Annotated in this window: 24 protein-coding genes and 3 pseudogenes; 13 read left to right on the forward strand and 14 right to left on the reverse strand. The window is 72.3% G+C overall.

Annotated features, from left to right (window positions below):
• Positions 1–15: 15 nt before the first annotated feature.
• Complete coding sequence (locus tag ACFY1L_RS37085) at positions 16–912, reverse strand: ornithine cyclodeaminase family protein (protein ID WP_388834430.1); 897 nt, start codon at positions 910–912, stop codon at positions 16–18.
• A gap of 280 nt (positions 913–1,192) precedes the next feature.
• Here ACFY1L_RS37085 and ACFY1L_RS37090 point away from each other — a divergent pair, with 280 nt between their 5' ends.
• From ACFY1L_RS37090 to ACFY1L_RS37100, 3 genes and pseudogenes are all read left to right on the forward strand, one after another.
• Entirely contained in the window at positions 1,193–2,368 is a 1,176-nt protein-coding gene (locus tag ACFY1L_RS37090) for an NAD(P)/FAD-dependent oxidoreductase (RefSeq protein ID WP_388834433.1), read from the forward strand.
• A 26-nt stretch (positions 2,369–2,394) separates the two neighbouring features.
• Positions 2,395–3,286: pseudogene (locus tag ACFY1L_RS37095) on the forward strand (2-oxoadipate dioxygenase/decarboxylase family protein); the annotation flags it as partial.
• Positions 3,259–3,456: pseudogene (locus ACFY1L_RS37100) on the forward strand (aldehyde dehydrogenase family protein); the annotation flags it as partial. The pseudogenes ACFY1L_RS37095 and ACFY1L_RS37100, both read left to right, overlap by 28 nt.
• Positions 3,457–3,539: 83 nt before the next feature.
• On the opposite strand, the gene ACFY1L_RS37105 reads toward ACFY1L_RS37100, so the two are convergent.
• From ACFY1L_RS37105 to ACFY1L_RS37135, 7 genes are all read right to left on the reverse strand, one after another.
• Entirely contained in the window at positions 3,540–3,740 is a 201-nt protein-coding gene (locus ACFY1L_RS37105) for a LysR substrate-binding domain-containing protein (protein WP_388834440.1), read from the reverse strand.
• Between the two features lie 298 nt (positions 3,741–4,038).
• A complete protein-coding gene (locus ACFY1L_RS37110) occupies positions 4,039–4,755 on the reverse strand; it encodes an alpha/beta fold hydrolase (RefSeq protein ID WP_388834444.1) in 717 nt (238 codons plus the stop codon).
• A gap of 22 nt (positions 4,756–4,777) precedes the next feature.
• Complete coding sequence (locus tag ACFY1L_RS37115; protein WP_388834446.1) at positions 4,778–5,749, reverse strand: alpha/beta hydrolase; 972 nt, start codon at positions 5,747–5,749, stop codon at positions 4,778–4,780.
• A 126-nt stretch (positions 5,750–5,875) separates the two neighbouring features.
• Positions 5,876–6,775, reverse strand: coding sequence for a helix-turn-helix domain-containing protein (locus tag ACFY1L_RS37120; protein WP_388834450.1), 900 nt, complete (start codon positions 6,773–6,775; stop codon positions 5,876–5,878).
• A gap of 52 nt (positions 6,776–6,827) precedes the next feature.
• Entirely contained in the window at positions 6,828–8,747 is a 1,920-nt protein-coding gene (locus ACFY1L_RS37125; RefSeq protein ID WP_388834453.1) for a BTAD domain-containing putative transcriptional regulator, read from the reverse strand.
• Positions 8,744–11,551, reverse strand: coding sequence for a BTAD domain-containing putative transcriptional regulator (locus tag ACFY1L_RS37130; RefSeq protein WP_388834459.1), 2,808 nt, complete (start codon positions 11,549–11,551; stop codon positions 8,744–8,746). Before ACFY1L_RS37130 ends, ACFY1L_RS37125 begins: the two co-directional genes overlap by 4 nt.
• A gap of 235 nt (positions 11,552–11,786) precedes the next feature.
• A complete protein-coding gene (locus ACFY1L_RS37135; protein ID WP_388834462.1) occupies positions 11,787–12,434 on the reverse strand; it encodes a TetR family transcriptional regulator in 648 nt (215 codons plus the stop codon).
• Positions 12,435–12,490: 56 nt separating this feature from the next.
• Between ACFY1L_RS37135 and ACFY1L_RS37140 the strand changes: the two genes are divergently transcribed.
• The 5 genes from ACFY1L_RS37140 to ACFY1L_RS37160 all read left to right on the forward strand — a co-directional run bounded on the left by ACFY1L_RS37140 (position 12,491) and on the right by ACFY1L_RS37160 (position 17,789).
• Entirely contained in the window at positions 12,491–13,177 is a 687-nt protein-coding gene (locus tag ACFY1L_RS37140; protein WP_388834465.1) for a class II aldolase/adducin family protein, read from the forward strand.
• On the forward strand, positions 13,174–14,100 hold the full coding sequence (locus tag ACFY1L_RS37145) for a carbohydrate kinase family protein (protein WP_388834468.1): 927 nt from the start codon (positions 13,174–13,176) through the stop codon (positions 14,098–14,100). The genes ACFY1L_RS37140 and ACFY1L_RS37145 overlap by 4 nt, the downstream gene beginning before the upstream one ends.
• A 168-nt stretch (positions 14,101–14,268) precedes the next feature.
• Positions 14,269–15,822 carry an MFS transporter gene (locus tag ACFY1L_RS37150; protein WP_388834471.1) on the forward strand — a complete coding sequence of 518 codons (1,554 nt, stop codon included), beginning with the start codon at positions 14,269–14,271 and terminating at the stop codon, positions 15,820–15,822.
• A 93-nt stretch (positions 15,823–15,915) separates the two neighbouring features.
• Positions 15,916–16,857 (forward strand): NAD-dependent epimerase/dehydratase family protein, encoded by a 942-nt coding sequence (locus ACFY1L_RS37155; RefSeq protein ID WP_388834475.1) that lies wholly within the window; start codon positions 15,916–15,918, stop codon positions 16,855–16,857.
• Complete coding sequence (locus ACFY1L_RS37160; protein ID WP_388834478.1) at positions 16,854–17,789, forward strand: RNA polymerase sigma-70 factor; 936 nt, start codon at positions 16,854–16,856, stop codon at positions 17,787–17,789. Before ACFY1L_RS37155 ends, ACFY1L_RS37160 begins: the two co-directional genes overlap by 4 nt.
• A 9-nt stretch (positions 17,790–17,798) precedes the next feature.
• Here the strand turns inward: ACFY1L_RS37160 and ACFY1L_RS37165 are convergent, their stop codons facing one another.
• The 3 genes from ACFY1L_RS37165 to ACFY1L_RS37175 all read right to left on the reverse strand — a co-directional run bounded on the left by ACFY1L_RS37165 (position 17,799) and on the right by ACFY1L_RS37175 (position 19,996).
• Positions 17,799–18,224: a VOC family protein gene (locus ACFY1L_RS37165; RefSeq protein WP_388834481.1), complete on the reverse strand. Its 426-nt coding sequence runs from the start codon at positions 18,222–18,224 to the stop codon at positions 17,799–17,801.
• Complete coding sequence (locus ACFY1L_RS37170) at positions 18,221–19,012, reverse strand: LuxR C-terminal-related transcriptional regulator (RefSeq protein ID WP_388834484.1); 792 nt, start codon at positions 19,010–19,012, stop codon at positions 18,221–18,223. Before ACFY1L_RS37170 ends, ACFY1L_RS37165 begins: the two co-directional genes overlap by 4 nt.
• Positions 19,013–19,255: 243 nt before the next feature.
• Positions 19,256–19,996, reverse strand: a complete 741-nt coding sequence (locus tag ACFY1L_RS37175) for an SDR family NAD(P)-dependent oxidoreductase (RefSeq protein WP_388834487.1) — start codon at positions 19,994–19,996, stop codon at positions 19,256–19,258.
• Positions 19,997–20,299: 303 nt separating this feature from the next.
• Here ACFY1L_RS37175 and ACFY1L_RS37180 point away from each other — a divergent pair, with 303 nt between their 5' ends.
• Positions 20,300–20,527, forward strand: a complete 228-nt coding sequence (locus ACFY1L_RS37180) for an ArsR/SmtB family transcription factor (RefSeq protein ID WP_388834758.1) — start codon at positions 20,300–20,302, stop codon at positions 20,525–20,527.
• On the opposite strand, the gene ACFY1L_RS37185 is transcribed toward ACFY1L_RS37180, so the two are convergent.
• Positions 20,457–20,822 carry a DoxX family protein gene (locus ACFY1L_RS37185; protein WP_388834490.1) on the reverse strand — a complete coding sequence of 122 codons (366 nt, stop codon included), beginning with the start codon at positions 20,820–20,822 and terminating at the stop codon, positions 20,457–20,459. The two genes, ACFY1L_RS37180 and ACFY1L_RS37185, sit on opposite strands and share 71 nt — an antisense overlap.
• Before the next feature lie 169 nt (positions 20,823–20,991).
• Between ACFY1L_RS37185 and ACFY1L_RS37190 the strand changes: the two genes are divergently transcribed.
• Positions 20,992–21,309 carry a winged helix-turn-helix transcriptional regulator gene (locus tag ACFY1L_RS37190; protein WP_388834492.1) on the forward strand — a complete coding sequence of 106 codons (318 nt, stop codon included), beginning with the start codon at positions 20,992–20,994 and terminating at the stop codon, positions 21,307–21,309.
• A 31-nt stretch (positions 21,310–21,340) separates the two neighbouring features.
• Here ACFY1L_RS37190 and ACFY1L_RS37195 read toward each other — a convergent pair whose 3' ends face one another.
• Both ACFY1L_RS37195 and ACFY1L_RS37200 read right to left on the reverse strand, forming a co-directional pair.
• Positions 21,341–22,594, reverse strand: a complete 1,254-nt coding sequence (locus ACFY1L_RS37195; RefSeq protein WP_388834494.1) for a glucarate dehydratase family protein — start codon at positions 22,592–22,594, stop codon at positions 21,341–21,343.
• Positions 22,591–22,719, reverse strand: a pseudogene (locus tag ACFY1L_RS37200) (5-dehydro-4-deoxyglucarate dehydratase); the annotation flags it as partial. The gene ACFY1L_RS37195 and the pseudogene ACFY1L_RS37200, both read right to left, overlap by 4 nt.
• Before the next feature lie 275 nt (positions 22,720–22,994).
• On the opposite strand from ACFY1L_RS37200, the gene ACFY1L_RS37205 reads away from it, so the two are divergent.
• The 3 genes from ACFY1L_RS37205 (at position 22,995) to ACFY1L_RS37215 (ending at position 26,106) form a co-directional block, all read left to right on the forward strand.
• Entirely contained in the window at positions 22,995–24,137 is a 1,143-nt protein-coding gene (locus tag ACFY1L_RS37205) for an ABC transporter substrate-binding protein (RefSeq protein ID WP_388834497.1), read from the forward strand.
• A gap of 113 nt (positions 24,138–24,250) precedes the next feature.
• Entirely contained in the window at positions 24,251–25,444 is a 1,194-nt protein-coding gene (locus tag ACFY1L_RS37210; RefSeq protein WP_388834500.1) for a sensor histidine kinase, read from the forward strand.
• 26 nt (positions 25,445–25,470) lie between these two features.
• Positions 25,471–26,106 carry a response regulator gene (locus ACFY1L_RS37215; protein WP_388834762.1) on the forward strand — a complete coding sequence of 212 codons (636 nt, stop codon included), beginning with the start codon at positions 25,471–25,473 and terminating at the stop codon, positions 26,104–26,106.
• Position 26,107: the final 1 nt, after the last annotated feature.

Genomic DNA, 26,107 nt, shown 5'->3' on the forward strand with positions numbered 1-26,107 from the left:
CGGGGTCCTGGAGCGTCACGGTCGTGCCCGTGCCGCCTCGAAGTGGGCCGCTGCCACCACCAGGTCCTCCCAGGCCATGCCCACGCTCTTGAACAACCGCGGCCGGTCCTGAGGGAGTTGGGCCTTGCCCCGCACGAGGTCCGCGAGGCCCACCAGCGCTCGGGCCTCGACGGCTCCCGCCCGGACGGCCTGAACGATGTCGCCGGCCTCCCGCAGCGCCGCCGAAACCGCCTCCACCACCACCGTGGAACGCCCGACCGCCGTCTCGTCGACCTCCCGGGCCTCCGGCTCGTGCGAGCCGACGGCCACCACGGTCGCGTGCGCCGGGAGCAGTGAGCCGTCGAAGACCGGGGTGCGCGCCGTGGTGCAGCAGGCGACGAGGTCCGCGCGCGCCACGTCGTCCGCCATGCCGACCCGCGCCCCGGCCTCCTCGGCGAACGCACGGGTCCGCGCGGCGTTCCGGCCCACGACCACGACGTCCCGGACCGGCCGGACGCACCGCAGAGCCTCCAGATGCGACCGCGCCTGCGGCCCCGTCCCGAACAGCACGAGCCTGCTCGCGTCCGGCGCGGCGAGCGCGTCCGCGGCCACCGCCGACACCGCCGCGGTGCGCACCGAGGTGAGGGCGATCCCGTCCAGCAGGGCCAGCGGGGTCAGGGTCTCGCCGTCCAGCAGCAGATAGTTGCCCTGGATCCGGGGCAGCCCCCGGGACGGGTTGTCCGGCGCGGCGGTCACCACCTTGACCCCGGCGTACGAGCCCCACTGTGCGGGCATGAGCAGCAACTGCCCTCGGGGCACCGGGACGACCGAGCGCGGCGGACCGGCCTCCGGATCGAGCCCATCGAGCAGACTCGAACGCAGGGCGCCGATCGCCGCCTCCATGGACGGCGCGCCCTCCACCACCGTGATCACAGCCGCACTCCTTCTCGCCGGCCGCACCGCCCGGTCGACCTCAGCGCCCGGATGCTCGCCGCCCACACGTCCAGTCCACAGGGGCACGCTAATGGATCGGGTGCAGAACCCGTTCATGGACGTCAGTGGTTGGGGGAGTCACGATGACGGGCAGAAAGCTGATCAGCGTCACGCGACCTCGTCGAGCCGATTCGTCTCATCACTCACTGACAGCCCACGCCGCGCCCCACCCGGCCGAAGCACTTCGGCCCCGGGGCCGGCCTTCGGAAGGGACGGCCCGTTGTCCTCCTCATCCACCTTCCGTTCCGTTCCGCAGACCGCCGACGTCGTGATCATCGGGGGTGGTGTGATGGGTGCCAGTGCCGCGTTCCACCTCGCCGAGGCAGGCGTCACCGACGTCGTCGTGATCGAGCGCGGCGAGCTGGCCTGCGGCAGCTCGGGCAAGCCGATCGGCGGCGTCCGCGCCCAGTTCTCCGACCCGCTCAACATCGAACTGGGCAGCCGGAGCCTGCGCGCCTACCGGGACTTCCCGCAGCGCCCCGGCGCCGACATCCGCCTCGACACCGTGGGCTACCTCTTCCTGCTCACCACCGACCGGCAGGCCGCCGACTTCGAGGCGAGCGTCGAGACCCAGAACGCGCTCGGCGTCCCCACCCGCATGCTCACCCCGCACGAGGCCCGCGAGCTGTGCCCCTACGTCACCACCGGCGGACTCGTGGCCGCCACCTACTCGCCCACCGACGGCCACGCCCGCCCGGGCCTCGTCGTCCACGGTTACGCCGACGCCGCCGCCCGGGCAGGCGTCACCTTCGCCACGCACACCACCGTGACCGGCATCGACACCGCCGGGGACCGGGTCACCGCCGTGCACACCGACCGCGGCCGCATCGACTGCGCGGCCGTCATCTGTACGGCGGGCGCCTGGTCGGGCCAGATCGGCGACATGATCGGCGTCCACCTGCCGGTCACGCCGGTCCGCCGCCAACTCGCCTTCACCGAACCGCTGTCGCCCCCGGCGCCGCGCATCCCCTTCACCATCGACTTCACCTCCTCCGCCTACTTCCACAACAGCGACGACGGCCTGCTCTTCGGCCTCGCCGACCCCCGCCAGCCCGACGGCTTCGACACCACCTGGACCCCGGAGTGGCTGGAGCTGTTCCGGGACGCCGTTCGGCAACGGGCCCCCGATCTGGCCGACATGAAGACCACCGGCGGCTGGGCCGGCCTCTACGAGGTCACTCCCGACCACAACGCCCTCATCGGACGCTCCGGCGAACTCGTCAACTTCCTGTACGCCACCGGGTTCTCGGGCCACGGCTTCCTGCAGGGCCCCGCGGTCGGCGAGATCCTGCGCGACCTGTACCTGGAGCGCGAACCGTTCACCGACATCTCCCCGCTCGGCGCCGACCGCTTCCGAACCGGAACCGAGACCCGCCCGGAAGCCCACGTGGTGTGAATCCCCCCGACCGAAAGGGCCCGTCGATGATCAGCCAGTGGCGCCTGCGCGCCGCCTTCGCCGCCCGGCTTTCCGAGACGTACGGCCGGGAGGTCCCCGCCTAGACCACGCTCGTGGACGTCTCGCGCGAGGTCAACGAGGACGCCCTGCGGGCGCAGGGCGCCGACGCCGAACGCCTGGGCTCCATCGGCCGTGTCACCGCCGAACGCCACGGCGCCATCCGCGTCGGCACGCCCGCCGAACTCCAGCAGGTCGCCCGCGTCTTCGGCGCCCTGGGCATGCGCCCGGTCGGCTTCTACGACCTGCGCGAAGCCGCGGCCAGCGCGGTGCCGGTCGTGTCGACCCGCGTTCCGGCCGGTCGACGGCGAGGAGCTGGCCCGCAACCCCTTCCGCGTCTTCACCTCCATGCTCACCCCGGCCGACCCCCGGTTCTTCGACGCCGATCTGCGCGCCCGCCTCGAGACCTTCCTCGCGAGCCGCGAGCTGTTCCCGCCGGAGCTGCTCGCCCTGGCCGACCGGGCGGAGGCCGAACGCGAACCACCGGAGCAGGATGCCGAGCGATTCCTTCAACTGGCCGTCGCCGCCTTCGAGTTGTCGACCGAGCCGATCGACAGGGCCTGGTACGAGACTCTGGAGAAGGTGTCCGCGGTCGCCGCGGACATCGGCGGCGTACGCGGCACCCACATCAACCACCTCACCCCCCGCGTCCTCGACATCGACGAGCTCTACCGCCGTATGACCGAGCGCGGCATCGAGATGATCGACAACATTCAGGGGCCGCCCAGCTGGAAGGGCCCCGACATCCTGCTGCGCCGGACCTCTTTCCGGGCCCTCGCCGAGCCCCGCGCCCTGCGCACCCCGGACGGCAGCGTGATCAGCGGCGCCCTGCGGGTGCGGTTCGGCCCGCCGTCGTCGCGCCCTCGGCCGACCTCGACCTCGCCGTGCAGGGCATCGTCTTCGCCGCGGCCGGCACGGCGGGCCAGCGCTTCACCACCCTGCGCCGCCTCATCGTCCACCGCGACATCGCCGACACCCTGATCGCCCGCCTGACGGCCGCGTACGCCAAGCTCCCGATCGGCGACCCCTTCGTCGCCCCCGCGACGGCCCGCCGAGGCGAAGCCAGCAGCACCATGTCCTCGCGGGACAGCAGCCGGAGCGTCAGTCCTCGCTGCTATTGCCGGTCGAACGCCACGACGGCCAGGTCGACGGTGCCCTCAGGCAGCGCCTGACGGATGTCGGCCACCGCGGCCTGCCGCAACTGGACCACCACGCCCGGGTGTTCGGCCCGCAGTGCGGCCAGAGCGTGGTGGAGCCCTGCCCAGACCCCCTGCATCATGCCGACGGTCACCCGTCCGCGCAGCTGACCCTTCACGGCGTCGACGGCTCCCCGGGCCAGTTCGGCGGCCCGCAGCGCCGCCCGGGCGGCGGGGACGAACGCGGACCACGTGCAGCCGTCTCGCCGCCGCGGTGAAACCGCCCGCGTCGGCCACCTCGACGACGACCTCCGTCTGTCTCAGATCGATCATCCGCTCCCGATCACGCGGGTCCTGTCCGGTACGGAGCAAACCTCCCCGCCGGGACCGGGAGCCTCCCACAGGCGCAACGGAGCAGCCGCGCGGAGGCCCGGTACGGGTTCCTCCGCGCGGCCGCCGGTGCTGCCCGCCGCCTCGTCAGCCGGTCGCGCGCACCGCGTCGAGGATCAGGTCGGCGACCTTCCTGGGCTGGGAGACGGCGACGGCGTGCGAGGCGCCCTCGAGCTCGACGGTCGTCGCTCCCGCCCGCTTGGCGCCGAAGCGCTCGACCTCGGGGTTGATCGCGTTGTCCGCACCGGCCACCAGCGCCCAGGACGGCTTGGTCGTCCACGCGGCGGCCGAGGCCGGTTCCGTGAACGCCGAGGCGGCCAGGGGGCGTTGTGCCACGGCCAGGGTCTTCGTGACGGCGGCCGGGACGTCGGCGGCGAAGATGTCCGGGAACGCCTCGGCCTTGATGGTGACCTCGACCGCGGGCTCCGCGCCCTCGACGGGGTACGTCCACTCCTTCAGGTTGCTGACCAGCGACGAGAGTGGGAAACGGCCCTGCAGCTCGCCGAGGCTCTCGCCCTGTTCGGGGACGTATGCCGCGATGTAGACCAGCCCGACGACGTTCTCCGCCGTGCCTGCCACGGAGATCACCGCACCGCCGTAGGAGTGGCCGACCAGCACGACCGGGCCGTCGACCTGGGACGCCACGGACGTGATGTACGCGGCGTCGGACGCGAGACCCCGCAGAGGGTTCGGCGGTGCGAGCACCGGGACTCGGTGGTTCTGCAGTTCGGCGATGACACCGGACCAGCTGGTGGCGTCCGCGAAGGCGCCGTGCACGAGAAGGACGGTAGGGGTGGTGGACATGGCAGGCTTCTCCTTCGTTCTCTCAGTGGCCGTGCAGCGCGGTGCGCAGGGTGGCGATCGCCTGGGCGATGGCGGCCTCGGCGGCGTGGGTCCCGCGCAGGGCGTTGAGCATCACGAAGTCGTGGATGATGCCCTGGTAGCGGACCGCGGTGACCGGGACGCCGGCCTCGCGCAGCTTGTTGGCGTACGCCTCGCCCTCGTCGCGCAGGACGTCGGCCTCGCCGGTGACGACCAGGGCCGGCGGCAGGCCGGCGAGCTGCTCGGCGGAGGCGCGCAGCGGCGATGCGGTGATCTGGGCGCGCTCGGCCTCGTCGGTCGTGTACTGGTCCCAGAACCACTGCATGCCGTCCCGGCGCAGGAAGTATCCGGTGGCGAACTGGTGGTAGGAGCCGGTGTCGAAGCTCGCGTCCGTCACCGGATAGAACAGCACCTGCTGGACCAGCGGGACGTCGCCGCGCTCCTTGGCCATCAGGGTCAGGGCCGCGGTCATGTTGCCGCCGACGGAGTCACCGGCCACCGCCAGCCGCGAGCCGTCCAGCTCCTTGGAGGCCCCCTGCTCGACGACCCACTTCGCGACCGCGTAGTTCTGCTCGATGGCGACCGGGTAACGCACCTCGGGGGAGAGGTCGTACTCGGGGAAGACGACCGCGGCACCGGTGCCGACGGCCAGTTCGCGCACCAGGCGGTCGTGGGTGTGGGCGTTGCCGAACACCCAGCCCGCGCCGTGGATGTAGAGGATCACCGGCAGCGTGCCGGTGGCGCCCGCGGGCTTGACGATGCGCGCCCGGACGCTGCCCGTGGGACCGCCCGGGACGGTGATCCACTCCTCGTCGATCGACGGCTTCTCGATCTCGCCGGACTGTACCTCGTCGACCGCCTTGCGGCCCTCGGCGGGCGCCAGGTCGAACAGGTAGGGCGGGTTGGCGGTGGCCTCGACGAAGGCCTGGGCGGCGGGTTCGAGTACCGGCTGCACCGGCTGGGTGGCCTCGGACATGCAGTTCTCCTGGGGTGTCGCGTGGGATGCGCGGGTGCGTCGATCAGCACGCTAGAAGCGGAAAGCCGAAGCGGGTTGCCCGCGAGCGCACCGGCGCTGGTCCCGCAGTGCACGGCGATTTCCGGGTCACGAGAGGGAGTTCGAGAAGGTCGTGCGCACGTCCCCGCCCCGGCCCGCCGAGTCGCGCCACTGGCTGGGGGACATGCCGTACGCGGCACGGAAGACCCGGCTGAAGTGCGTGGCGCTCAGGAAGCCCCAGCGGCCGGCGACCGCGGCGATGGTCTGCTGCCTGCGGATCCGGTGCATCAGGTCGCGCCGGCACTCCTCGAGGCGGCGGCGCTGGATCCACCGTCCCACCGTCGTGCCCTCGTCCTGGAACAGCTTGTGCAGATAACGCACCGAGATGCGGTGGGCCGAGGCGATCACCTCGGGGGAGAGACCGGGGTCGGCCAGATGCCGGTCGATGAACCCCAGGATCCGGGACAGCAGCGGCGACTGCGCATCGGGTGAGCCGGCCGAGTCCTCGCCCAACTGCTGGGTAGCCAGGGTGGCCAGGAGGTTCACGGCGTTCCAGGCGAGCATCTCGCCCACCGGAGGCGGGGACGAGGTGACCGTGTCGGCGAGTTCGGAGAGGAACGGTGACAGCAGTCCGCCCAGCCGGGAGGACCGGCTGACCGGAGTCGCAAGAACCCGCTGTACGTCGCGCTCCTCCAGCCCCAGTGCCGCGCGCGCCACAAGGAACACCTTCAGCCGGGCATGCCCGGGAAGGTCCAGGGACGGCGGACGGTCCGCGTCGTAGAAGCAGATGTCCCCGGGGGCGAGACGGACGTCCTCGGCCCGTTCGACGACGGGTGACTCGCCGCCCCGTACGCCGACGAAGAGGTACTCGCCGTCGGCCCGGGCGGACAGCCGGTGTGCCTGGGGCCGGGGCCACCGCCCTCCGGGCAGTCGTACGGGCGCCGTGTCGGTGACGACGATGTCGAGGCCCATGGGCATCCGGCATACCGTGTTGATGTCAGACGTCATCTGCCGTGCCTCCGAACGGGACCGAACAAAATCACTCACTGCTCTTCGGAGCCTAGGTAGGAGGATGTGTAAAAGAAGTGACAGTGAAGTGATGGCCGGGCTCCGGCCTGTGGCAGTCGTGCTGCTCGCCGAGTTCGGCGGCGAACACGCGCAGCAGGTCGTGCGGGGTGTAGCGACCCGGAGCGTGTTCGGTCAGGAGGTGTGCGTCGGCGAGCTCGTCGAGAGTCAACCGGGCTCTGCGGGCCGGGAGCCCCGCGAGGGCGGCGGCCGCCTCCGCAGTGAGGTCGGGGCCGCGGTGGAGCGGCAGCAGGCGGAACAGCCGGGCGCTCTCGGCCGGCAGACGCCGGTAGGAGCAGGCGAACGCGGTGCGTACGCCGTCGAAGGCGTCGAGGCTCCCCTGGGAGCGACGCAGTCCGGCGGCAACGGCCGCGAGCGGAACATCCGGCCGGCCGACGGCTCGGGCGGCCACGGCGGCCAGAGCCAATGGCAGCCGGCCGCAGCGCTCGACGATCTCGTCGGCCGCCGCGGGCTCGGCGGCCGGCCGCTCCCGGCCGATGCGCAGGGCCAGTGCCTCCCGTGCGTCCGCGGCGGACGGCAGGTCCAGGCGCAGCGGACGGGCACCCGCGGCGACCAGGCCTGCCAGGCCGTGCCGGCTGGTGACCAGCGTCAGGCAGCCGGGCGACGCGGGCAGCAGCGGCCGGACCTGCTCGCTGTCCCAGGCGTCGTCGAGCAGAACGAGCACCCGCCGGCCGGACAGCACGCTCCGGTACAGGCCGGCCAGGGCGTCCAGGCCGCTCGGCAGGCGGCGGTCGGGCACACCGAGCGCGGCGAGGATGCCGCGCAGGGCTTCCGCGGGGTCCAGGGGCGGTCTGAACGGGTCGAAACCCCGTAGTTCCACGTGGAGTTGGCCGTCCGGGAACCGCTCGGCGACCTCGTGCGCGAACCGGATCGCGAGCGTGGTCTTCCCGATGCCCGGCATGCCGCTGATCAGTGTGGTCGCGGGCGCTCCGGCGGAGTCCGGCGCCGCCCCGGCGATCTCCCGCAGTGTGCCGAGTTCGCACCTCCTGCCGGTGAACACCTCGAGATCGGGCGGCAGTTGCCTGGGACGGACGACGAGCTGTGGAGTGCCCGTCGGCCTCGCCCGCTTCCCGGCGCCGGCTGCGGAACGCGTCGGGCGCAGTTCCTGACGGAGCACGCGGGTGTGGGCCGCCGACAGCTCGGCGCCGGGCCCGACGCCCAACTCCCGGGCCAGCAGCAGACGTACGGCTTCGTATGCCGACAGGGCCTCGGCCTGCAGGCCGGAGGCGGCGAGCGTCATGACGAGCCTGGCGTGCAACGGCTCGTTCAATGGCTCCAGTTCGACGGCCCGGCGCAGGTACGGCAGTACGTGTTCCGTCCTGCCGCACAGCAGGGCCGCATCGGCGGCCATCACCGTCGTACCGACCAACTCGCGCTCCACCGCGGCGAACACGGCGCGCTCCCGCACGGCCGAGGGGACACCCGTCGCCACCGGACCCCGCCACTGGCCCAACGCCGGCACGAAGTGCCGCAACGCCACGTCGGGCCGTCCGGTGGCCATCGCCCGCTTGGCCCGCCTGGTCAGGCCGCGGAAGCTCAGGAGATCGACCTCTTCCTCGCCCGCCTCCAGCTGGTACCCGTCGGCACTGCGCAGCAGGCGTCGTCCGGGCGCCCGGGGCGGCAGACCAGGTTCCAGCAGCCGGCGCAGGGAACCGACGTAACGGCGCACCACGTTCATCGCGCTGGCGGGCGGCTGTTCCGGCCACAGCACCTCGACGATCTCGCCGGCCGGCACGGGCCGGCCCGACCGCACCAGCAACAGGCCCAACACGGCGCGCTGCTGCGGGAACCCGAGATCGAGCTCCGTGTCTTCTCGCACCACCCGAAGAGGGCCCAGCACCTCGAACCGCATCAACTCTGCGAACCCGTCCCGCACTCGGTCGGCCCCTGTCATGCGAGATCGCGTCGGTCGCCCTGCTTCGACAGCCGTTCCCGGACCTGCTCGGCGTCAGGGTGACCGAGGGAGGTGAGGAGGGTGAGCGCCTGGTGCCAGGCGGCGTCCGCCTCGTCCGTGGCGCCCGTCGCGAGATGGGTGTCGCCGATGTGCACGAGGGTGCATGCCTCCAGGTACGGCACGCCCAACTCCCGGTACAGGGTCAGCGCGTTGTGGTAGCCGAGCAGGGCGTGCGGGTGGCGGCCCAGGCCGTGCTGGGCGTAGGCGATGCTGTCCCAGGTGGATGCCTGGCCATAGCGGTCGTCCAGGTCCTGGAGCAGGGTGAGGGCCTCGAAGCAGTGGCCCAGCGCCTGCCGGTACTGCCCGAGCAGCGCGTGGTACCAGCCGACCGAGTTGAGGACGCTGGCCTGCGCGGCCCGGTGGCCGCCCGTGCGGAACAGGTCCAGGGCCTGCTGGTTGTGCCGCAGGGCGCCGGGCAGGTCGCCCCGCTGGTCGCAGTCCCAGCCGAGGCTGCGGTGGGTCTCGGCCCGCCCGAAGTCGTCGTCCAGCCCGGTGAAGAGTGCCAGGGCCCTGCGCAGCCGGGGGCGGGAGAGGTCGTGCAGGCCCAGCCGGCCCTCCGCCCGGGCGAGTCCGCGCAGGCCGCGTGCCTCCCAGGCGGGATCGGACAGCCGTAGCGCCGATGCGAGCGCGGTGCGCTGGGCGGCCGCCCAGTCGTGCCAGTGGCCCCGCCGGTCGAAGAAGGGCTCCAGGGACCACGCCAGCAGACAGGCGAGGCGGTCGCGTCCGGAGTTCGCGGCCGCGTCGATCACGGCGAGCAGCACCATGTACTCGGCGCTCAGCCATGCCAGCGCGTGCCGGTCGCCGGCGAGGGGCTCGGCGGCGACACCCTCCGGGGGCTGCCCCGGTGGCAGGGGATCCGCATGCGGGGCGAGGAGCCGGTCGGCGGCGTGGGTGGTGTGCAGGTAGTGCGCGTACAGCCTGTCGGCGGCCGCGGCACGGTCGTCCTCGGGATGCTCGCCCTCGGCGAGTTCGGCGGCGTGGGCGCGGAGCAGGTCGTGCAGGGCGTACCGGCCGGGAGCGTGCTCGCCCACGAGGTGTACGCCGGCGAGTTCGTCCAGGAGCCGGCGCGCCTCCCGCACCGGGACTCTCGCCAGTGCGGCCGCGGCCGGGACCGAGACCTCGGGGCCGGGGTGCAGGCCGAGCAGCCGGAACAGGCGGGCGGCGCCGGGCGAGACGGCGCCCAGCGACCAGGAGAACACCGCCGCGACGTTCGCCGCCGTGTCGGTGCGGCTGAAGGCGTCGAGGCTGCCGTGCGCCGCACGCAGCTCGGCCGCGAGGGCCGACAGCGGGAACTGCGGGTGCGCCGCGGAGCGTGCCGCGACGCAGGCCAGGGCGAGCGGCAGCCCGGCGCACAGAGCGGTGATCTCGGCGACTGCCCGGGACTCGCCCGTGAGCCGCGCCGCACCCAGCCGGCGGGTGAGGAACGCCCTGGCCTGCTCGGAGTCGAGCGGGCGCAGGGTCCGTGCGTGCGCACCGTGTGCGCTGACCAGTCCCGGCAGCTGGCTGCGGCTGGTGACGATGGTGAGGCAGCCGGGTGTCCCCGGCAGCAGCGGTCCCACCTGGTCGGTGTCGCGTGCGTTGTCCAGCAGGATCAGGAGCCGTCGCCCGGCCAACAGGCTGCGGTAGAGGGCGACTTGGGCGTCCAGCCCGTGCGGGACCCGTTCGGGCGGCACACCGAGCGCGTCCAGGAAGAGCCGCACGGCCTCACCCGGGCTCATCACCGCACCAGACGGGTCGAAGCCCCGGAGGTTGACGTACAGCTGTCCGTCGGGAAACCGGTCGGCGACCCGGTGGGCCCAGTGCACGGCGAGGGTGGTCTTGCCGATGCCGGCCATGCCGCCGATGGCGCTGATGACGACCGTCTCGGCGGGACCGTCTGCGTCCGACAACGCCAGGACGTCGTTCAGTTCGGCATCGCGGCCGGTGAACGTGGGCAGATCATGGGGCAGTTGGGCGGGGACCGGGGCAGAGGCGGGCAGGACGCTGTACGTGTCCTGCAGCACGGCGCGGTGGGCGTCGCGCAGTTCCGCCCCCGGATCGATGCCCAACTCTTCGGCGAGCCGGGAGCATACGGCCCGATACACGCCCAGCGCCTCGGTCCGGCGTCCCGTGGCTGCCAGCGCGAGGACCAGCCGGGCCGACAGGGGTTCGTCCAGCGGGTTGTCGGCCGCGGCCTCCCGCAGCCGGGGCAGCACCGCCTCCGGCAGACCGGCGAGGAGCGCGGCGTCGGCGGCTTCCCGTACGGCCGCCAGGCGTTCGCGATCGACGCCCCCGAACCCGGCGCGCTCACGGACCTCTGCGGGGATCTGGGCGGCGACCGGTGCCTGCCACAGGGCCAGTGCCTCGGTGAGCAGTTCCACGGCCCGCGCGGGAGCATCGGACTGCCGGGCCTCCTCCCGCAGCCCGCGGAACCGCAGGAGGTCGAGCGAGCCGGCATCGGCCGCCCACCGGTATCCGCCCGCGTCCCGTGCCAGCCAGCGGCCAGCGGCCCGGGCCGGCAGCCCGGGCTCCACGAGGCGGCGCAGGGACCCGACGTGACGGCGGATCACATTGACGGCGCTGTGGGGCGGCCGCGGCCCCCACAGCACACCGACGATCTCGCTCACCGCGACCGGCTGTCCGGCCCGTACCAGCAGCAGCGCCAGCAGGGCCCTTTCCTGCGGGCCGCCCAGGCCGAGTTCCGCCCCCGACCGCCGCACCCGGACCGGCCCCAGCACCGAGAACTCCACCGGCTCCACCGGCACTTCGCCCCCCCTTGATCCTCTGCCCCCACCCTGACTTTACGTGGCCTGTTGAGTTACCCCGCGTTACATCCCGGCGGTGCCCGGCCGGCGCCGACCACTTTCCGAGGCCCGGTGGACGAGGGCGAGCCCGGAAGGACGGCGCCCAGGACGGTGAGCCCGATCCGGCCTCCGGCGTGGTGGAGGACGGAACCGAGCTGCGAGCCGGCCGCGCCGCCGAGGAAGAACCGCCAAAGGCCTAAGTCGGGTAGCGGGCGGTGACGGCGGCGAGGTACCCCCGCAACATCACCTTGGCCTCGTCCAGGAGCTCGGCGTCCCCCTGCGGGTCCTGCCGGAACGCCTCCTGGGAGAGCGCGTCGGCCGCCAGGACCGAGGCGTGGCAGGCGCGGGCGAGGGCCTCGTCGTCACGGGCGATGCCGAGCGCGAGCAGGACGCGGCGGATTCCGTCGGCCATACGGCGCTTGTGCTCGCGGTCCGCGGCGCGGGTCCGCTCGGTCAGACCGCTGCCGAACCACAAGGCGCGGAAGCCGTGTTCGGTGCGGTAGATCCCGGCGAACGCGTCGACGAGCACGCCCACGGGGTCGTCCCATCCCTGCGCCGCCGCGGCCTCGACGAAGCCGTCCATGGCGGCCTCGAGCTTCGCGAAGTAACCGGCCGCCAGCGCGTCGATGATCGCGTCGCGGTCCGGCAGGTACTGGTACAGCGAGCCCACCGACACCTTCGCCTCCGCCGCGACGCGCGTCGTGGTCAGCGCCTCCACCCCCTCGCCGACCAGGACGCGCTCGGCCGCCTCCAGGACCCGCGCCAACCGGGCCTTGCTGCGCGCCTGTTGGGGCGTACGGCGCAGGGAAGCGGCCCCGCTGACATCCGCGGTCGGCTCACCCACGAAAACCTCCGAACCTGAACGTGACTTTGTTTCACGTTTAGGTTACGGTCCCGCACATGACCGACTCAAGCACGGCGCTCGGGCAGGAGCGGGCCGCCGTGGCGGACGCCTGCCGTCGGCTGGGGGCCGAGGGCCTGCTCATCGGCACGGCCGGGAACGTCAGTGTGCGCGTGGCGGACCGGGTCGCGATCACCGCGACCGGAGCGGTGCTCGCCGAACTCACCGAGGACCAGGTGACGGTGGTCGACCTGGACGGCAAGCTCGTGGCCGGGACGCTCGAACCGACCTCCGAACTGGATCTGCACCTCGGCGTCTACCGCCGCTACGGCACCGGCGCCGTCGTCCACACCCATGCCCCGATGGCCACCGCGCTCTCCCTCGTTCTCGACGAACTGCCCTGTATCCACTACCAGTTGCTCACCCTCGGCGGCACCGTCCGCGTCGCGCCGTACGCCACCTTCGGCACCCCCGAACTCGCCGAGTCGGTGCTCGCCGCGCTGGAGGGCCGCAGCGCCGCCCTGATGGCCAACCACGGCGCGGTCACCCACGCGCCGACGCTCGACAAGGCCGTCGAACACGCCCTGCTGCTGGAGTGGGCCTGCGGCGTCTACCAGCATGCGGCCGCGCTCGGACCGCCCCGCGCCCTCGACGAACAGCAGCAACTCGCGGTCATCGAGGCCGCGATCGCCCGCAACTACGGCACCACCCACCCCGTACCACCCGAGCAGGAGGGCAAGCGATGAAGGTCGTCACGATGGGCGTGCACGTGCTGGACGTACTGGTACGGCCGGTGGAGGAGATACCCGAGGGCCAGGGCGCGACCCTCGTGGACGACATCCGCATGACCGCCGCCGGAACCGCCGGCGGCACCGCACTCACCCTCGCCAAGCTCGGCGCCCGGGTCCGCACCGCCGGCGCGATCGGCACCGACCCGACCGGCGACATGCTCGTCCAGCTGCTCAACAGGGCGGGAATCGACACTGGGTTGCTCGTCCGCCGTATCGACACCTCCACCTCGGCGAGCGTCCTGCCCATCCGCCCCAACGGCGACCGCCCCTCGCTCCACCTCCTCGGTGCCAACATCACCTACGGCCTCGACGACGTGCCCTGGGACGCGGTCGCCGAGGCCACCCATCTGCACCTGGGCGGCCCGGAGTTGATCGGCGCGGACGTGGCGGCACGCATCCTGTCGTACGCCAAGGACCACGACGTGGTCACCTCCGTCGACCTCCTGGCCCCCGGCGAGCTCGGCACCTTCGACCAGATCGAACCGCTGCTCCCGTACGTCGACTTCCTCCTCCCCAACGACGACCAGGTCCTCGGCTTCAGCGAGGAGCAGGACCTCGTGACCGGCGCGAAGAAGCTGCTCGCGGCCGGGGCCGGTCTTGTCGCCGTCACCCGCGGCGGCGACGGCGCGATCCTGGTCACCGCCGAAGGCACCGAGACGGTCCCCGCCTTCGAGGTCGACGTCGTCGACACCACCGGCTGCGGCGACGCGTTCTCCGCCGGCTTCATCCGCGGCGTGAGCCTGAACCGCACCCCGCGCGAGTCCGCGGTGCTCGGCAGCGCCGCGGCGGCACTCGTGGCGCAGGGGCTCGGCAGTGACCACGGGGACTTCGACCTCGCGGAGGCCGACGAGTTCTCCATGACCCGGAAGACCCGCTGACGGCGATCCCGCTGATGGCCCACGTGGTCGCCCCGCCCGCTCGACGCCCTGTTGAGCGGGTCTCCCCAATCGAGTGGTGACGGCCACGGCAGGAGCGTACGGTCGAACAGTGGACGGCACCGTTCACTGACTCCTCGTGAGGGCCCGACCCCCGAGAGTGCGACACCTATGAGCAGCAGCCCGCAGCCGACCTCAGCATCACAGGCCACCACCCGGGAACCGGGCGGCGGCGGAAGCGGCATGGCGCTGCTGGTCATCGCGTCCTGCCAGTTGATGGTGGTCCTCGACATCACCATCGTGAACATCGCGCTGCCGCACATCCAGACCGCGCTGGACTTCTCCACCACCAGCCTGTCCTGGGTGGTCAACGCGTACACGCTGACCTTCGGCGGTCTGCTGCTGCTGGGCGGCCGCACCGGGGACATCCTCGGCCGGCGGCGCATGTTCATCTTCGGCGTGCTGCTGTTCGCGCTCGCCTCCCTGCTCGGCGGGCTCGCGCAGAACTCCGGCCAGCTCCTCGGCGCACGCGCACTCCAGGGTGTCGGCGGCGCCATCGCGTCCCCGACGGCCCTCGCCCTGATCAGCACGACCTTCCGCGAGGGTCCGGAACGCAACCGGGCCTTCGGGGTCTTCGCCGGGGTCTCGGCCGGCGGCGGTGCCATCGGGCTGCTCGCGGGCGGGGTCATCGTCGAGTGGCTGAACTGGCGCTGGGTGCTCTTCGTGAACGTCCCCATCGCGGTGCTCATCGCCCTCGCCACGCCCCGCTGGATCAAGGAGTCCGAACGCCACCCGGGCCACTTCGACCTCGCCGGCGCGCTGACGTCCACGGTGGGCATGGTGCTGCTGGTGTACGGCTTCATCAGAGCGGCGCAGGACGGCTGGCGGGACGCGCTCACGGTGGCTTCCTTCGGTGCGGCCGTCGTCGTCCTCACGGCGTTCATCCTGATCGAGCGGCGTTCCAGCCAGCCGATCACACCGCTGCACATGTTCGCCGACCGCAACCGCGCCGGCACCTACGGCATCATGCTCAGCCTCGCCGCCGCGATCTTCGGCATGTTCTTCTTCCTCACGCTCTTCGTGCAGAACGTGCTGGGTTTCAGCCCACTGGCCACCGGGTTCGCCTTCCTTCCGGTCAGTGTGGTCATCGCCGTCGGTGCCGGTCTGGCCTCGCGGTTCCTGCCCACCTTCGGTCCCAAGCCGTTCATGGTGGTGGGAGCGATCCTCGCGGCGGCCGGTCTGGCCTGGCTGACCCTGACCGACGTCCACTCCACCTATGCGGGCAGCATTCTCGGCCCGATCCTCGTCTTCAGCCTGGGCATGGGCATGGAGTTCGTCTCGCTCACCCTCATGGCGCTCTCCAACGTCTCCGTCGAGGAGACCGGCGCGGCCTCCGGGCTGCTCAACGCCACTCAGCAGGTGGGCGGTTCGCTCGGCCTGTCCATCCTGGTCACCATGTTCGGCACGGCCAGCAACAACGAGGCGGACAAGCAGATCCCGCGCTTCCTCGCCCAGGCGACCCCCGCCGAACGCCTGCACTTCCGCCGCACGGGACAGCTTCCGTCCCCCTGGTCCGACGAGATCCTCACCGCCGGAATCTCCGCCGCGTTCGTCATGGCCGCCATCTTCACCGTCGTCGCCGCCCTGGTCGCCGTGTTCGCCATCCAGGTCCGCCCCTCCGACCTGGAACGGCTCAAGGGCGGGACGGGGCCAGGGGCGGTCTGAGGTCCATCGCTCCAGGTCTTTCCTGCTCCCGATGTCACAGACGTACGGGTCTGTCTCGTCTCTGCACCGAGAGGCATTTCGGGAAGCGGGAAGGTGATCGTTGTGCGGGTGTTCGTGGCAGGCGGGTCCGGGGTTCTCGGGCGGCGGCTGGTGCCGCAGCTCGTGGCCAGGGGCCACCAGGTGACGGCTACGACGACGAGCGCGACCAAGCTGGGTCTGCTGGGCCGACTGGGCGCGGACGGGGTCGTGATGGACGGACTGGACGCGGCCTCGGTCGGCGAGGCGGTCGCCCAGGCCCGGCCGGACGCGATCGTGCACCAGATGACCGCGATCTCCATGGCGCACGCGGGCAAACCCGATCTGAAGCACCCGGACCGCTGGTTCGCGAAGACCAACCGGCTGCGCACCGAGGGCACGGACCACCTGCTGGCCGCCGCCGAGGCGACCGGCGTCTGTCATGTCGTCGCGCAGGGCTACGCAAGCTGGAACGGCATCCGCCGGGGCGGCTGGGTGAAGACCGAGAAGGACCCGCTGGACCTCCTGGAGGGGACGGCCGCGCAGGCGGGCATGGAGGCGATGCGGCACGTCGAGGGCACGGTTCTCGAGTCCGGCGGGGCGGTGCTGCGCTACGGCGCGTTCTACGGACCGGGCGCCATCGACGACCAGGTCGTCCTGGTGCGCAAGCGGCAGTATCCGCTGGTGGGGAGCGCCGCCGGCTACAGCTCGTGGATCCATCTCGACGACGCGGCGAGCGCCACCGTACTGGCCGTGGAACAGAAGGCCAGGGGCGTGTTCAACATCGTCGACGACGAACCGGCCCCGGCGAACGAATGGCTGCCGTACCTGGCCGCGTGCGCGGCGGCCAAGCCGCCGATGCGGGTGCCGAAGTGGCTGGCCCGGCTGCTGGCCGGGGACCAGGCGGTGATCATGATGACCGAGGGCCGCGGCTTCTCCAACGCCAAGGCCAAGCGGGAGCTCGGCTGGCAGCTGCGCTACCCCTCGTGGCGCCAGGGCTTCAAGGAGGAGCTGGCGTGAGTCGCACCGAGGAGTTCGAGGAGCTACGGCCGCTGCTGTTCGCGATCGCCTACCGCATCCTCGGCAGCGTGAGCGAGGCGGAGGACGCCCTCCAGGAGGCCTGGCTGCGCTGGGAGACCACCCCGACCCGGCCCGCCTCGACCAAGGCCTACCTCTCGGCGGTGGTCACCCGGATCTCGGTCGACGTCCTGCGCTCGGCCCGCGTCCGGCGGGAGGCGTACGTCGGCCCGTGGTTCCCCGAGCCGCTGCTGGCCGACCCCTACCAGGACCCGGAGCGCTCGGCGGAGCTGTCCGACTCGCTGTCGATGACGGCCCTGCTGCTGCTCGAGCGGCTGACCCCGCTGGAGCGTGCGGTGTTCGTGCTGCGGGAGGTCTTCGGGTTCGGCTTCCCGGACATCGCGTCGGCCGTGGGGCGCTCGGAGGCGGCCTGCCGCCAGCTCGCCGTACGGGCGCGCCGGCACATGGACGCAGGCCGGCCCCGGTTCGAGGCCGACCGCAAGGAGCGCGAGGAACTCGCCGGGCGGTTCTTCGACGCCTTCCGGGAAGGGGACGTCGACGGACTGCGGGAACTCCTCGCGGCCGACGTCCACATGGCGGGCGACGGCGGCGGCAAGGCCCCGCAGCTGGCGAACGCCGTCATCGGCTCCGAGAAGGTGGCCCGGGTGCTCGCCGAGTTCGCGCCGCAGATCGGCGAGGTCGGTGTCGTACTGGAGCCACATCAGGTCAACGGCCAGCCGGGCGCGGTCTTCCGCGACCGGGACGGAAAGGTCGTGAGCACCATGGTGCTCGACATCCTCGACGGACGCGTCCAGACGATCCGCTCGGTGATCAACCCCGACAAGCTCGGCCACGTGGGCCCGGTGGCCGACGCGTGGGCGCTCCGGCGCGAGGCGGACCGGGTGCGCCGCTTCCAGGCCGACGGGGCGAGCTGACCGAGCGGGTCAGGACACCGACGTGCCGCCCCACTCCTCCGGCGCGACGTCCGCGAGCGACTCGGAGAACGTCCACTGGTGGCCGGCCAGGTCCTCGACGGTGTACTGGCGCTCGCCGTACTCGAAGTCGGTCGGTTCCATGAGGATGCGGGCGCCGTGCTCCCGGGCCCGCTCGCAGTGGGCCCGGGCGTCCGCCACGCGCACCGTCACCGAGTGCGTGACCTCGCCGGGGCGCGGCGGACGGCGGTCCTTGCGGACGTCCCCGACGATCACCGCCCCGTCACCGAAGGCGAGTTGGGCGCGGTGGTCCTCGCCGATCCGCACCCGCTCCTCGAATCCGAAGGCCGCGCCCAGCCAGTCCACCGCCGCACGCACATCGGGGTAGATCAGGACGGGGATGACGGTCGCCGTGGGGATGGAGCGGTTCGGCTTCATGGCTGACTCCGAGCGGTCGCGGACGGTGTCGGGACCAGGCCGAGCCGCTGTGCGCGCAGGACCGTGCTGATGCGGTCTCGGGTGCCCAGTTTGCGGTAGATGTTCTCGACGTGCTTGTGGACCGTGCGGTCGGAGATACCGAGCCTGCGGCCGATGGCCGCCGCCGTCAGGGCGTCCGTGAGCAGGAGCAGGACGGACAGCTCGCGCGGGGTGAGGGCGCAGTCCGCGGCCGGATCGACGGACGGTTCGGTCGAGCGCCGCAGACGCTCCAGGAGTTGCCGCTGCTGCTCGATCCCCGCCAACAGCGGCTGCAGCTTCTGGGCCGCGCGGACGTGGTCGTCCGTGAAGTCCCTGCCGGAGCGGTAGATCATGCAGCCGGTTATGGGGGCGGTCGTCCGCGGCAGCGGAATCGCCAGTACGTGGTCCGCGCCCATCACCTCGCCGATCAGTCGCGCGGTCGGGCTCGTGGACCACGCCCGTCCGGCCCTGCGGCGTGCCGTGAGCGGCGCTCGGTCGGGGCCGGCCGCGTAATGGTGGGCGAAGGGATAGCCGGCGCGCAGGAGGGCCAGGTCCTCGTCGCCCAGTCGTTCGAACGCGGCGGCGACCTCGGACGGCATGCCGACCGTGCCCCCGGCCTCGTTCCAGTCGTCCAGCTTGTAGATCAGGTTCTCGCCACCGCACAGCTCCGGCAGGGCGGACGCCACCAGGGGCCACAGCCGCTCGGGCTCACGTTCGTGGAGTGCCGCGACGGCCACCGACAGCCCGCGTTCGTACACATTGCCCAGCACGTTCTCTCCGCTCGTCCGCCGCGTACGCAGTTGTACCCATACCGGCGACGCCCCGCACTGTCCCAGACTTCAGACGAGCAACAGGGACGTTCTCGGATGTACTCCAGCACATCGTCGCTCCGGCGGCCGTGGCGGGGGAGACCCGGCGGTTCGGTGGGGGGCGGCCGGTGCTTCCTCCTGGCCCCGGATCCCGTGCGGGCCGCCGGCGCGGGGGACCGGCGGCCCGCACGGGATCCGGGCTCCTCAGGCTCCCCGCACCGCGTCCGAGATCGACTTGACGCCGCCGTGCGCGGTGAGGCCGCCGTCCACGGGGATCTCCGCCCCGGTGATGAAGGACGACTCGTCGGACAGCAGGAACACCACGAGCGGGACGATGTCCTCGACCGTGCCGCTGCGGCCGAGCGGCGTCTCCCGGACGGTCGCCTCGACGAAGGTGGGACTGGCGGCGGCCGTCATCTCGGTCTCGATGTAGCCGGGGTGGACGGTGTTCACGCGGATGCCCCGCGGCCCCAGCTCCATCGCCGCGATCTTCGACACCCCGCGCAGCGCCCACTTGCTGGCTGTGTACGCCACCGGGTAGTAGCCGGTGAGCGCGGCGGACGAGCCGACGTTGACGATCGACGAGCCGGGCGGCATCAGCGGGGCGAGGTACTGGATGCCCAGCAGCGGCCCGGTGGTGTTCACCGCCTGGACCTGCGCGAAGTCCTCCGGCCGCACCTCGCCGAGCCGCTCGCGCCGGATGACACCCGCGTTGTTGACCAGGCCGTGGATCTCGCCGTACGACTCCTTCAACTCCGCGGCCAGCTCCGCCCAGTCGCTCTCGCTGCTGACGTCGAGCCGCCGTACGTCACCCTCGGGCCGCACATCGGTGGCGACCACCTGGGCACCCGCCCGCGCCAACTCCGCTGCCTCCGCCGCCCCTTGACCCCGGGCCGCGCCCGTGACGACGACGACCTTCCCGGCCAGACGCTGTGTCCCATTCATGGCGGACAACATAGTGCCGACGTCTGAACTCCTCCCCTCACCCGCACCACCACCTGGCGGACATCCTGCGGAAGGACGGGCTCCAGGCCCAGGAGGAAGGCGGCCGGCAGCAGCGGGGCCACGGCGGCATGGCCGACATCCGCGGCGTGATGATGCACCACACCGCCGGCGCATCCGAGGGCAACTACCCGAGTCTGGCCATCGTGCGGGACGGGGACGCGACCCCATGACGCACGAGCCCGCCCTGGACGTCGCCGACACCGTCACGCTCACTGATCGCCCTGCTGGCGCACCCGCGCGGAGATCCTCGGTCACGTCGCCGAGGGCGGCCGTACGACCACGGAGCCGGCCCGCAGCACGGGCATGACCCCCGCCACCGCCGGCCACCACGCCACGGTCCTCAGGGACGCCGGCCTGCTCAGCACCCACCGGCTCGGCGGCGTCGGCCGGCGGCCTGACGTCACAGCCTGGCGGCTCCCAGCCAGGCGGCCACGGCGGCGAGCACCAGCAGGGCGATGTTCAGCCCGATGACCCGGGATTCACCGCGCGATACGTGGACCACGATGCCCCCGACCTGGATCAGGACGAGACCGATCGCCGCGGCGACGGCGAGCACGGGCGCGATTCCGGTCAGCGGCGGCAGGACCAGGCCCGCCGCACCGAGGACCTCCAGCGTGCCGATGCCCCTGACGACCGGCATGGGGATGCGGTCGACCCACCCCATCATGGGCCGGAGCTGCTCCTGGCTCTGCAGGACCTTCTTGCCTCCGGCATAGAGATAGAACACCGCCAGCAGCACGGCGAGTATCCAGAAGGCGACGTCCACACCGACTCCCAACACGACAGTTACCAGGCGTAAGTTGCCTCATCATGAGTGACTGTCGGGGGGCTTACAAAAGGCACACGCGTGTGCGCTACGCACAGGGGGTTGTCATGTCGCAGCAGTACCAGCACACCTGCATGATCCGGGGCGACGGCGGTCGCAGATCCGCGCCGTGCTCGACCGGATCTGCGACAAGTGGACGCAGCTGATCGTCGCGACCCTCGAACAGGGACGCCTGCGCTTCACCGACCTGCAGCGCCAGGTCCCCGGGATCTCGCAGCGGATGCTCACGCTGACCCTCAAGAACCTGGAGCGCGACGGCCTGGTGTCGAGGACGGCCTACGCGGAGGTCCCGCCACGCGTCGAGTACGAGCTGACCCCCACCGGGCAGAGCCTCATCCCACCGGCGCTCGCCCTCGCCGGCTGGGCGATGGAACACATCGCGGAGATCGAGGCCAGCAGGGCCGCCTACGGCGACCGGGCCGGATGACCCCGCACCCGGGATCATCCGGCAGCACGCCTCACCAGCGCGGCAGTCGGAGCTCGTAGTCCGGCTGGAACCGCTGCATGTAACCGGTGTCGTCGCGCGTGCGCACCCCCGACTCCACATACAGCCGGTGCAGCCGCTCCAGCGCCTCGTGGTCCAGCTCCACGCCCAGCCCGGGACCGGTCGGGACCCTGACCTCGCCGTCACGGAACTCCAGCACCCCGGGGCGGATCACGTCGTCGGCGAAGTTCCACGGGTAGTGCGTGTCGCAGGAGTGGTCGAGGTTGGGGATGGCCGCCGCGACATGGGTCATGGCGGCGAGGCTGATGCCCAGGTGCGAGTTGGAGTGCATGGACAGAGCGAGCCCGAACGCCTCGCAGACGGCGGCCAGTTCACGGGTGCGGCGCAGTCCGCCCCAGTAGTGGTGGTCGGTGAGGAGCACCTGGATCGCGTTCTGCTCGATCGCGGGCTTCAGATGCTCCCAGGCGATCACGCACATGTTGGTGGCGAGGGGGAGCGGCGAGTCCTGCGCCACCTGCGCCATGCCCTCGATTCCCTTGGTCGGGTCCTCCAAGTACTCGAGCACGCCGTCCAGTTCGCGGGCGACGTACTTCGACGTCTGCACCGTCCAGGCCGTGTTGGGGTCGAGCCGCAGCGGCTGGCCGGGGAACGCCTCCGCCAGCGCCCGGATCGCGGCGATCTCCTCGTCCGGCGGGAAGACACCGCCCTTCAGCTTGAACGACCGGAAGCCGCACCGCTGTTGCATCAGCCGGGCCTGCTCCACGATCCCCGCGGGATCCAGCGCCGTGCCCCAGTCGTCGCCGATCGCCGCCCGCCCGTCGAGCGCGGGGTGCTCGGCCCACCTGTAGAAGAGGTACGCGGCGAAGGGCACGGAGTCGCGGACCGTCCCGCCGAGCAGGTCGCTGACCGGGCGCCCGAGCAGCTTGCCCTGCGCGTCGAGGCAGGCCACCTCCACCGCCGAGGTGGTCCAGCCGCGTTCGTGGGAGCTGGGCACGGTCGGCAGCAGGGCGGCGTCGATCGCGCCGCCGATGGCGGTCGTGTCGAAGACGTCCATACCGACGACCACCTTGGCAGCCGCCTCGAGTCGCTCCAGGCGGGGGGTGCCGCCCGGTGACTCGCCGAGGCCCACCGTGCCGTCCTCCAGGACGAGTTGGAGGATGATCCGCAGCGCGAGGGGCTCGTGGACGCCGTTGGAGTTGAGCAGAGGCGGGTCGCGGAAGGCGATCGGGGTGACGATCAGTTCCTTGATACGCGTGGGGTTGCTCATGCTCCCACCACCTCCAGACCGTGGTCGATCAGTTTCGCCGGCCGGGCCACGTGCTCCGGCGTCGGGTCCAGCAGGGGCGCTCGTACGCCGCCGACGTCCAGGCCGCGGATCGTCACCCCGGCCTGGCCGAGTCCGGATTGCTCCGGGTCCACACCTCGAGCGTGTTCGGGTCGCCGGAACCGGCACCGTCGGAACCCGAGCCGCAGGCGGCCGTTCCGAATGCGAGCCCCGCGGCGGCGAGGGCGGCGGCCAGGCGGCGACTTCGTCGGCGATCGCCTGCACGCCGTCCGTTCCATCGAACGGTTGAATCCGATCCGGGTCTTCGGGCGACGCGGAGAGCGGCCCCGCCGGGCAAGACTTGCCGCGGTCGTAAAGGATCACCGAGGAGAGGACCCCCACCATGTCCACGGACTTCAGCAGGCGCCGGCTGCTCGCCGCAGGCGCGGGCGTCGCGCTCGCCGGTGCCGCCGCCGGCACCGCATCGGCCGCACCGGGCGCCGGGAGCTCCGGGACGTCCGCCTTCGGAGTGCGTGAGGAGACGCGCTCGCTCGACGAGCTGTACGAGGCCGCGGTCGCCGAGGGCGGCAAGCTCGTCCTCTACCAGGGCGGCGACGTCGACAGCCAGGCCGCCGGGACGCGGGCCGCATGGGCCCAGCGCTTCCCCGAGGTCGAGCTGACCGCCGTCGTGGACTACAGCAAGTACCACGACGTCCGCGTCGACAACCAGCTGGCGACCGGCACCCTGGTCCCCGACGTCGTACAGCTGCAGACCCTTCAGGACTTCACCCGCTGGAAGCGGGAGGGCAAGCTGCTGCGCTACAAGCCCGCCGGGTTCTCCGAGGTCCACAAGGGGTTCAAGGACCCGGACGGCGCGTGGACGGCGATCCAGGTCATCGCCTTCAGCTTCCTGTACGACGTCGCGGGGGCCGGCTCCAACGCCCCGAAGTCCCCGCAGGACCTGGTCGACTCGCGCTGGAAGGACGCCATCGCCTCGTCCTACCCGCACGACGACGACGCGGTGCTCTACCTCTTCTCGCTCTACCAGAAGACGTACGGCTGGGACTGGGTGGCGAAGTTCGCAGCGCAGAACCCGCAGTTCGCCCGCGGCTCCAACAGCCCGTCCGTCGCGGTGGGCGGCAAGCAGAAGACCATCGGCGTCGGCACCAGCGGCAGCCCGGTGTCCACGTCGACCACGACCAAGTGGGTGCTGCCCGAGGGGCACCCCTTCATGGCGTGGGGCCAGCGGGCCGCGATCCTGAAGCAGGCCGCCCACCCCGCCGCCGGCAAGCTCTACCTCAACTGGGTGCTGTCCGAGGAGCGGCAGAAGGGCAGCTTCAACGGCTGGTCGGTCCGTACGGATGTCACGCCGTCGCCGGGTCTGAAGCCGGTGTGGGAGAACCCGGACGCGCACGTGGACGGCTTCCCCCGGTTCATGGAGGACCGGGCCGCGATCGAGCGGCTGAAGCAGACCTTCGCCCTGTACTTCGGCGAGGTCAAGGGCGACCCGTCGCCGGGCTGGCTCGGACTGCACCCCGGGCGCTGACTCCCGCACGGACAGCAGGTTCCTCGGGGGCTTACAACGGTCACACAGGGCGCGGCATACAATCTGCACACTCTTGTCGCATCCGACCGGCCCGCCCCCAGGGAGCCGCCGCCGTGCCCGCCATCGCCCTCGCCGTCCGTCGGCCGTCCGCCTCGGCACGGCACCTTCCGCACCTGGTCTTCCTGGTCGCCGTCGCCGGCACCCTCGTACGGCTGGTGCAGCTGTACGACGAGCTGTGCTGGTCCATCGCGCCGCCCACCGCCGCACTGGCCCTGCTGTACGCCGCCGGGCTCGCCCGGTGGGACCGGCTGGGCCGCCGGGGGCTGCCGGTCTGGCTCGGGCTGCTGTTGCTGCTGTGGACGTGGGTGGCCTGGAAGCTGCCGGCGCCGCTCGCCTTCGGATACGCGTGGCTGGCCGTGCCGTTGGCCGTCGTCGCCGTACGCATGCCGGGCCGTGCGGTGCGGGCGGCGGCGCTCGGCGTCATCACGGCGCTGTTGGTGGCCTCGCTGGTGCGGATCGGCGGCGGCCCCGACCCCGATGTGCTGGCGCCGCCGGTCGCCGCCGTCTGGGCCACCGTCCTCCTCTACCGCAACCAGCAGCGACTGACGGCCGAACTGGCCGCCACCCGGGGCGAGTTGGCCCAGCGGCAGCGGGAGGCCGGGCGGCTCGCGGAGCGGGCCCGGATCGCCCGGGACCTGCACGACACCCTCGCCCAGGAACTCTCCGGCAGCCGCATGCTCCTCCAGGCCGCCGAGCGCGACTTCAGCCGCAACCCCGACGCCGCCCTGCGGCAGGTGCGAGCGGTCTCCGAGGCCCTCGGCGCGCACCTCGAGGAGACCCGCACCATCATCAGCGACCTCACCCCGCCCGCTCTGGAACGCGACGATCTGGACACGGCGCTGCGCGAGCTCTGCACCCGCCCGCAGCCGACCGCCGCGGCGTCCCGGATCACCTTCCGCACACAGGGCGAGCCGTTCCCGCTGCCCGCCGAACAGGCCGTGACCCTGCTGCGAGTCGCACAGGGCCTGCTGGCCAACGCCTGCGAACACGCCGGGGCCACGCACATCCACGTCATCCTCGCCTACCGGGACGGCACGGCGGCCCTCGAAGTACGCGACGACGGCACGGGCTTCGACCCCCACTCCGCCCTCCCGAACGGCACCGACCGCGGCTTCGGCCTGGCCGCCGCCCGCGACCGGCTGAGCACGCTCGGCGGCACTCTCGTCGTCGACAGCGCACCTGGACGCGGCGCCCGCATCCGTGCGGTCCTCCCCGTCGACGAGCGCATCCTGATCGGCGCACGGTGAGCGACGGCGCCCCGTCGCTACGGGTCATGATCGTGGACGACCACACCGTCGTACGGGCCGGACTGCGCGCCCTGTTGGAGGGCGAGCCCGGCTTCGACGTCATCGAGGAGACCGGCGACGGCAGGCAGGCCGTGCGGCTCGCCGAGCGCCTGCGGCCGGACGTGGTCCTGATGGACCTGCGCCTGACGGACGCCGGCGCCACGGACGACGGCTTCGGGGGCATCGAGGCCACCCGCCGCATCACCGCCGCGGTCCCGGGCGTGAACGTCGTGGTGCTGACGAGCTCCAGCGGCCGGGGCGATGTCGTACGGGCCGTGGAGGCGGGCGCCCGCGGCTACATCCTGAAGGCGGGCCCGCCCGAGGAACTCTTCCGCGCCGTACGGGCCGCAGCCGCGGGGGGCATGGGCCTGGCCCCGGAAGCCGCCGCCCGCCTTGTCGGACAGACCGACCCGGGCCCGGTCCTCAGCGACCGCGAGATCGAGGTCGTACGGCTCCTCGCCCAGGGCCACAGCAACAGGGCCATCGCATCGGCCCTGTTCCTCACGGAGGCCACGGTGAAGACCCACCTGGTGCGGATCTACCGCAAGCTGGGCACCGAGAACCGCGCGGGCACGGTCAGCGAGGTCGTCCGGCTCGGGCTGCTCGAACTCGACGCGTCCTGAG

Origin of the sequence: Streptomyces sp. NPDC001663 (genome assembly GCF_042893105.1) — a bacterium.
GTDB lineage: Bacteria > Actinomycetota > Actinomycetes > Streptomycetales > Streptomycetaceae > Streptomyces.

What these genes read in the sequence shown, in the direction of transcription:
- ACFY1L_RS37110 (WP_388834444.1), bottom strand. Translation starts at nt 4,755, where the DNA reads ATGTCCACCACCCCTACCGTCCTTCTCGTGCACGGCGCCTTCGCGGAC.
- ACFY1L_RS37115 (WP_388834446.1), bottom strand. Translation starts at nt 5,749, where the DNA reads ATGTCCGAGGCCACCCAGCCGGTGCAGCCGGTACTCGAACCCGCCGCC.
- ACFY1L_RS37120 (WP_388834450.1), bottom strand. Translation starts at nt 6,775, where the DNA reads ATGACGTCTGACATCAACACGGTATGCCGGATGCCCATGGGCCTCGAC.
- ACFY1L_RS37125 (WP_388834453.1), bottom strand. Translation starts at nt 8,747, where the DNA reads ATGACAGGGGCCGACCGAGTGCGGGACGGGTTCGCAGAGTTGATGCGG.
- ACFY1L_RS37140 (WP_388834465.1), top strand. Translation starts at nt 12,491, where the DNA reads ATGACCGACTCAAGCACGGCGCTCGGGCAGGAGCGGGCCGCCGTGGCG.
- ACFY1L_RS37145 (WP_388834468.1), top strand. Translation starts at nt 13,174, where the DNA reads ATGAAGGTCGTCACGATGGGCGTGCACGTGCTGGACGTACTGGTACGG.
- ACFY1L_RS37150 (WP_388834471.1), top strand. Translation starts at nt 14,269, where the DNA reads ATGAGCAGCAGCCCGCAGCCGACCTCAGCATCACAGGCCACCACCCGG.
- ACFY1L_RS37165 (WP_388834481.1), bottom strand. Translation starts at nt 18,224, where the DNA reads ATGAAGCCGAACCGCTCCATCCCCACGGCGACCGTCATCCCCGTCCTG.
- ACFY1L_RS37175 (WP_388834487.1), bottom strand. Translation starts at nt 19,996, where the DNA reads ATGAATGGGACACAGCGTCTGGCCGGGAAGGTCGTCGTCGTCACGGGC.
- ACFY1L_RS37195 (WP_388834494.1), bottom strand. Translation starts at nt 22,594, where the DNA reads ATGAGCAACCCCACGCGTATCAAGGAACTGATCGTCACCCCGATCGCC.
- ACFY1L_RS37205 (WP_388834497.1), top strand. Translation starts at nt 22,995, where the DNA reads ATGTCCACGGACTTCAGCAGGCGCCGGCTGCTCGCCGCAGGCGCGGGC.
- ACFY1L_RS37215 (WP_388834762.1), top strand. Translation starts at nt 25,471, where the DNA reads ATGATCGTGGACGACCACACCGTCGTACGGGCCGGACTGCGCGCCCTG.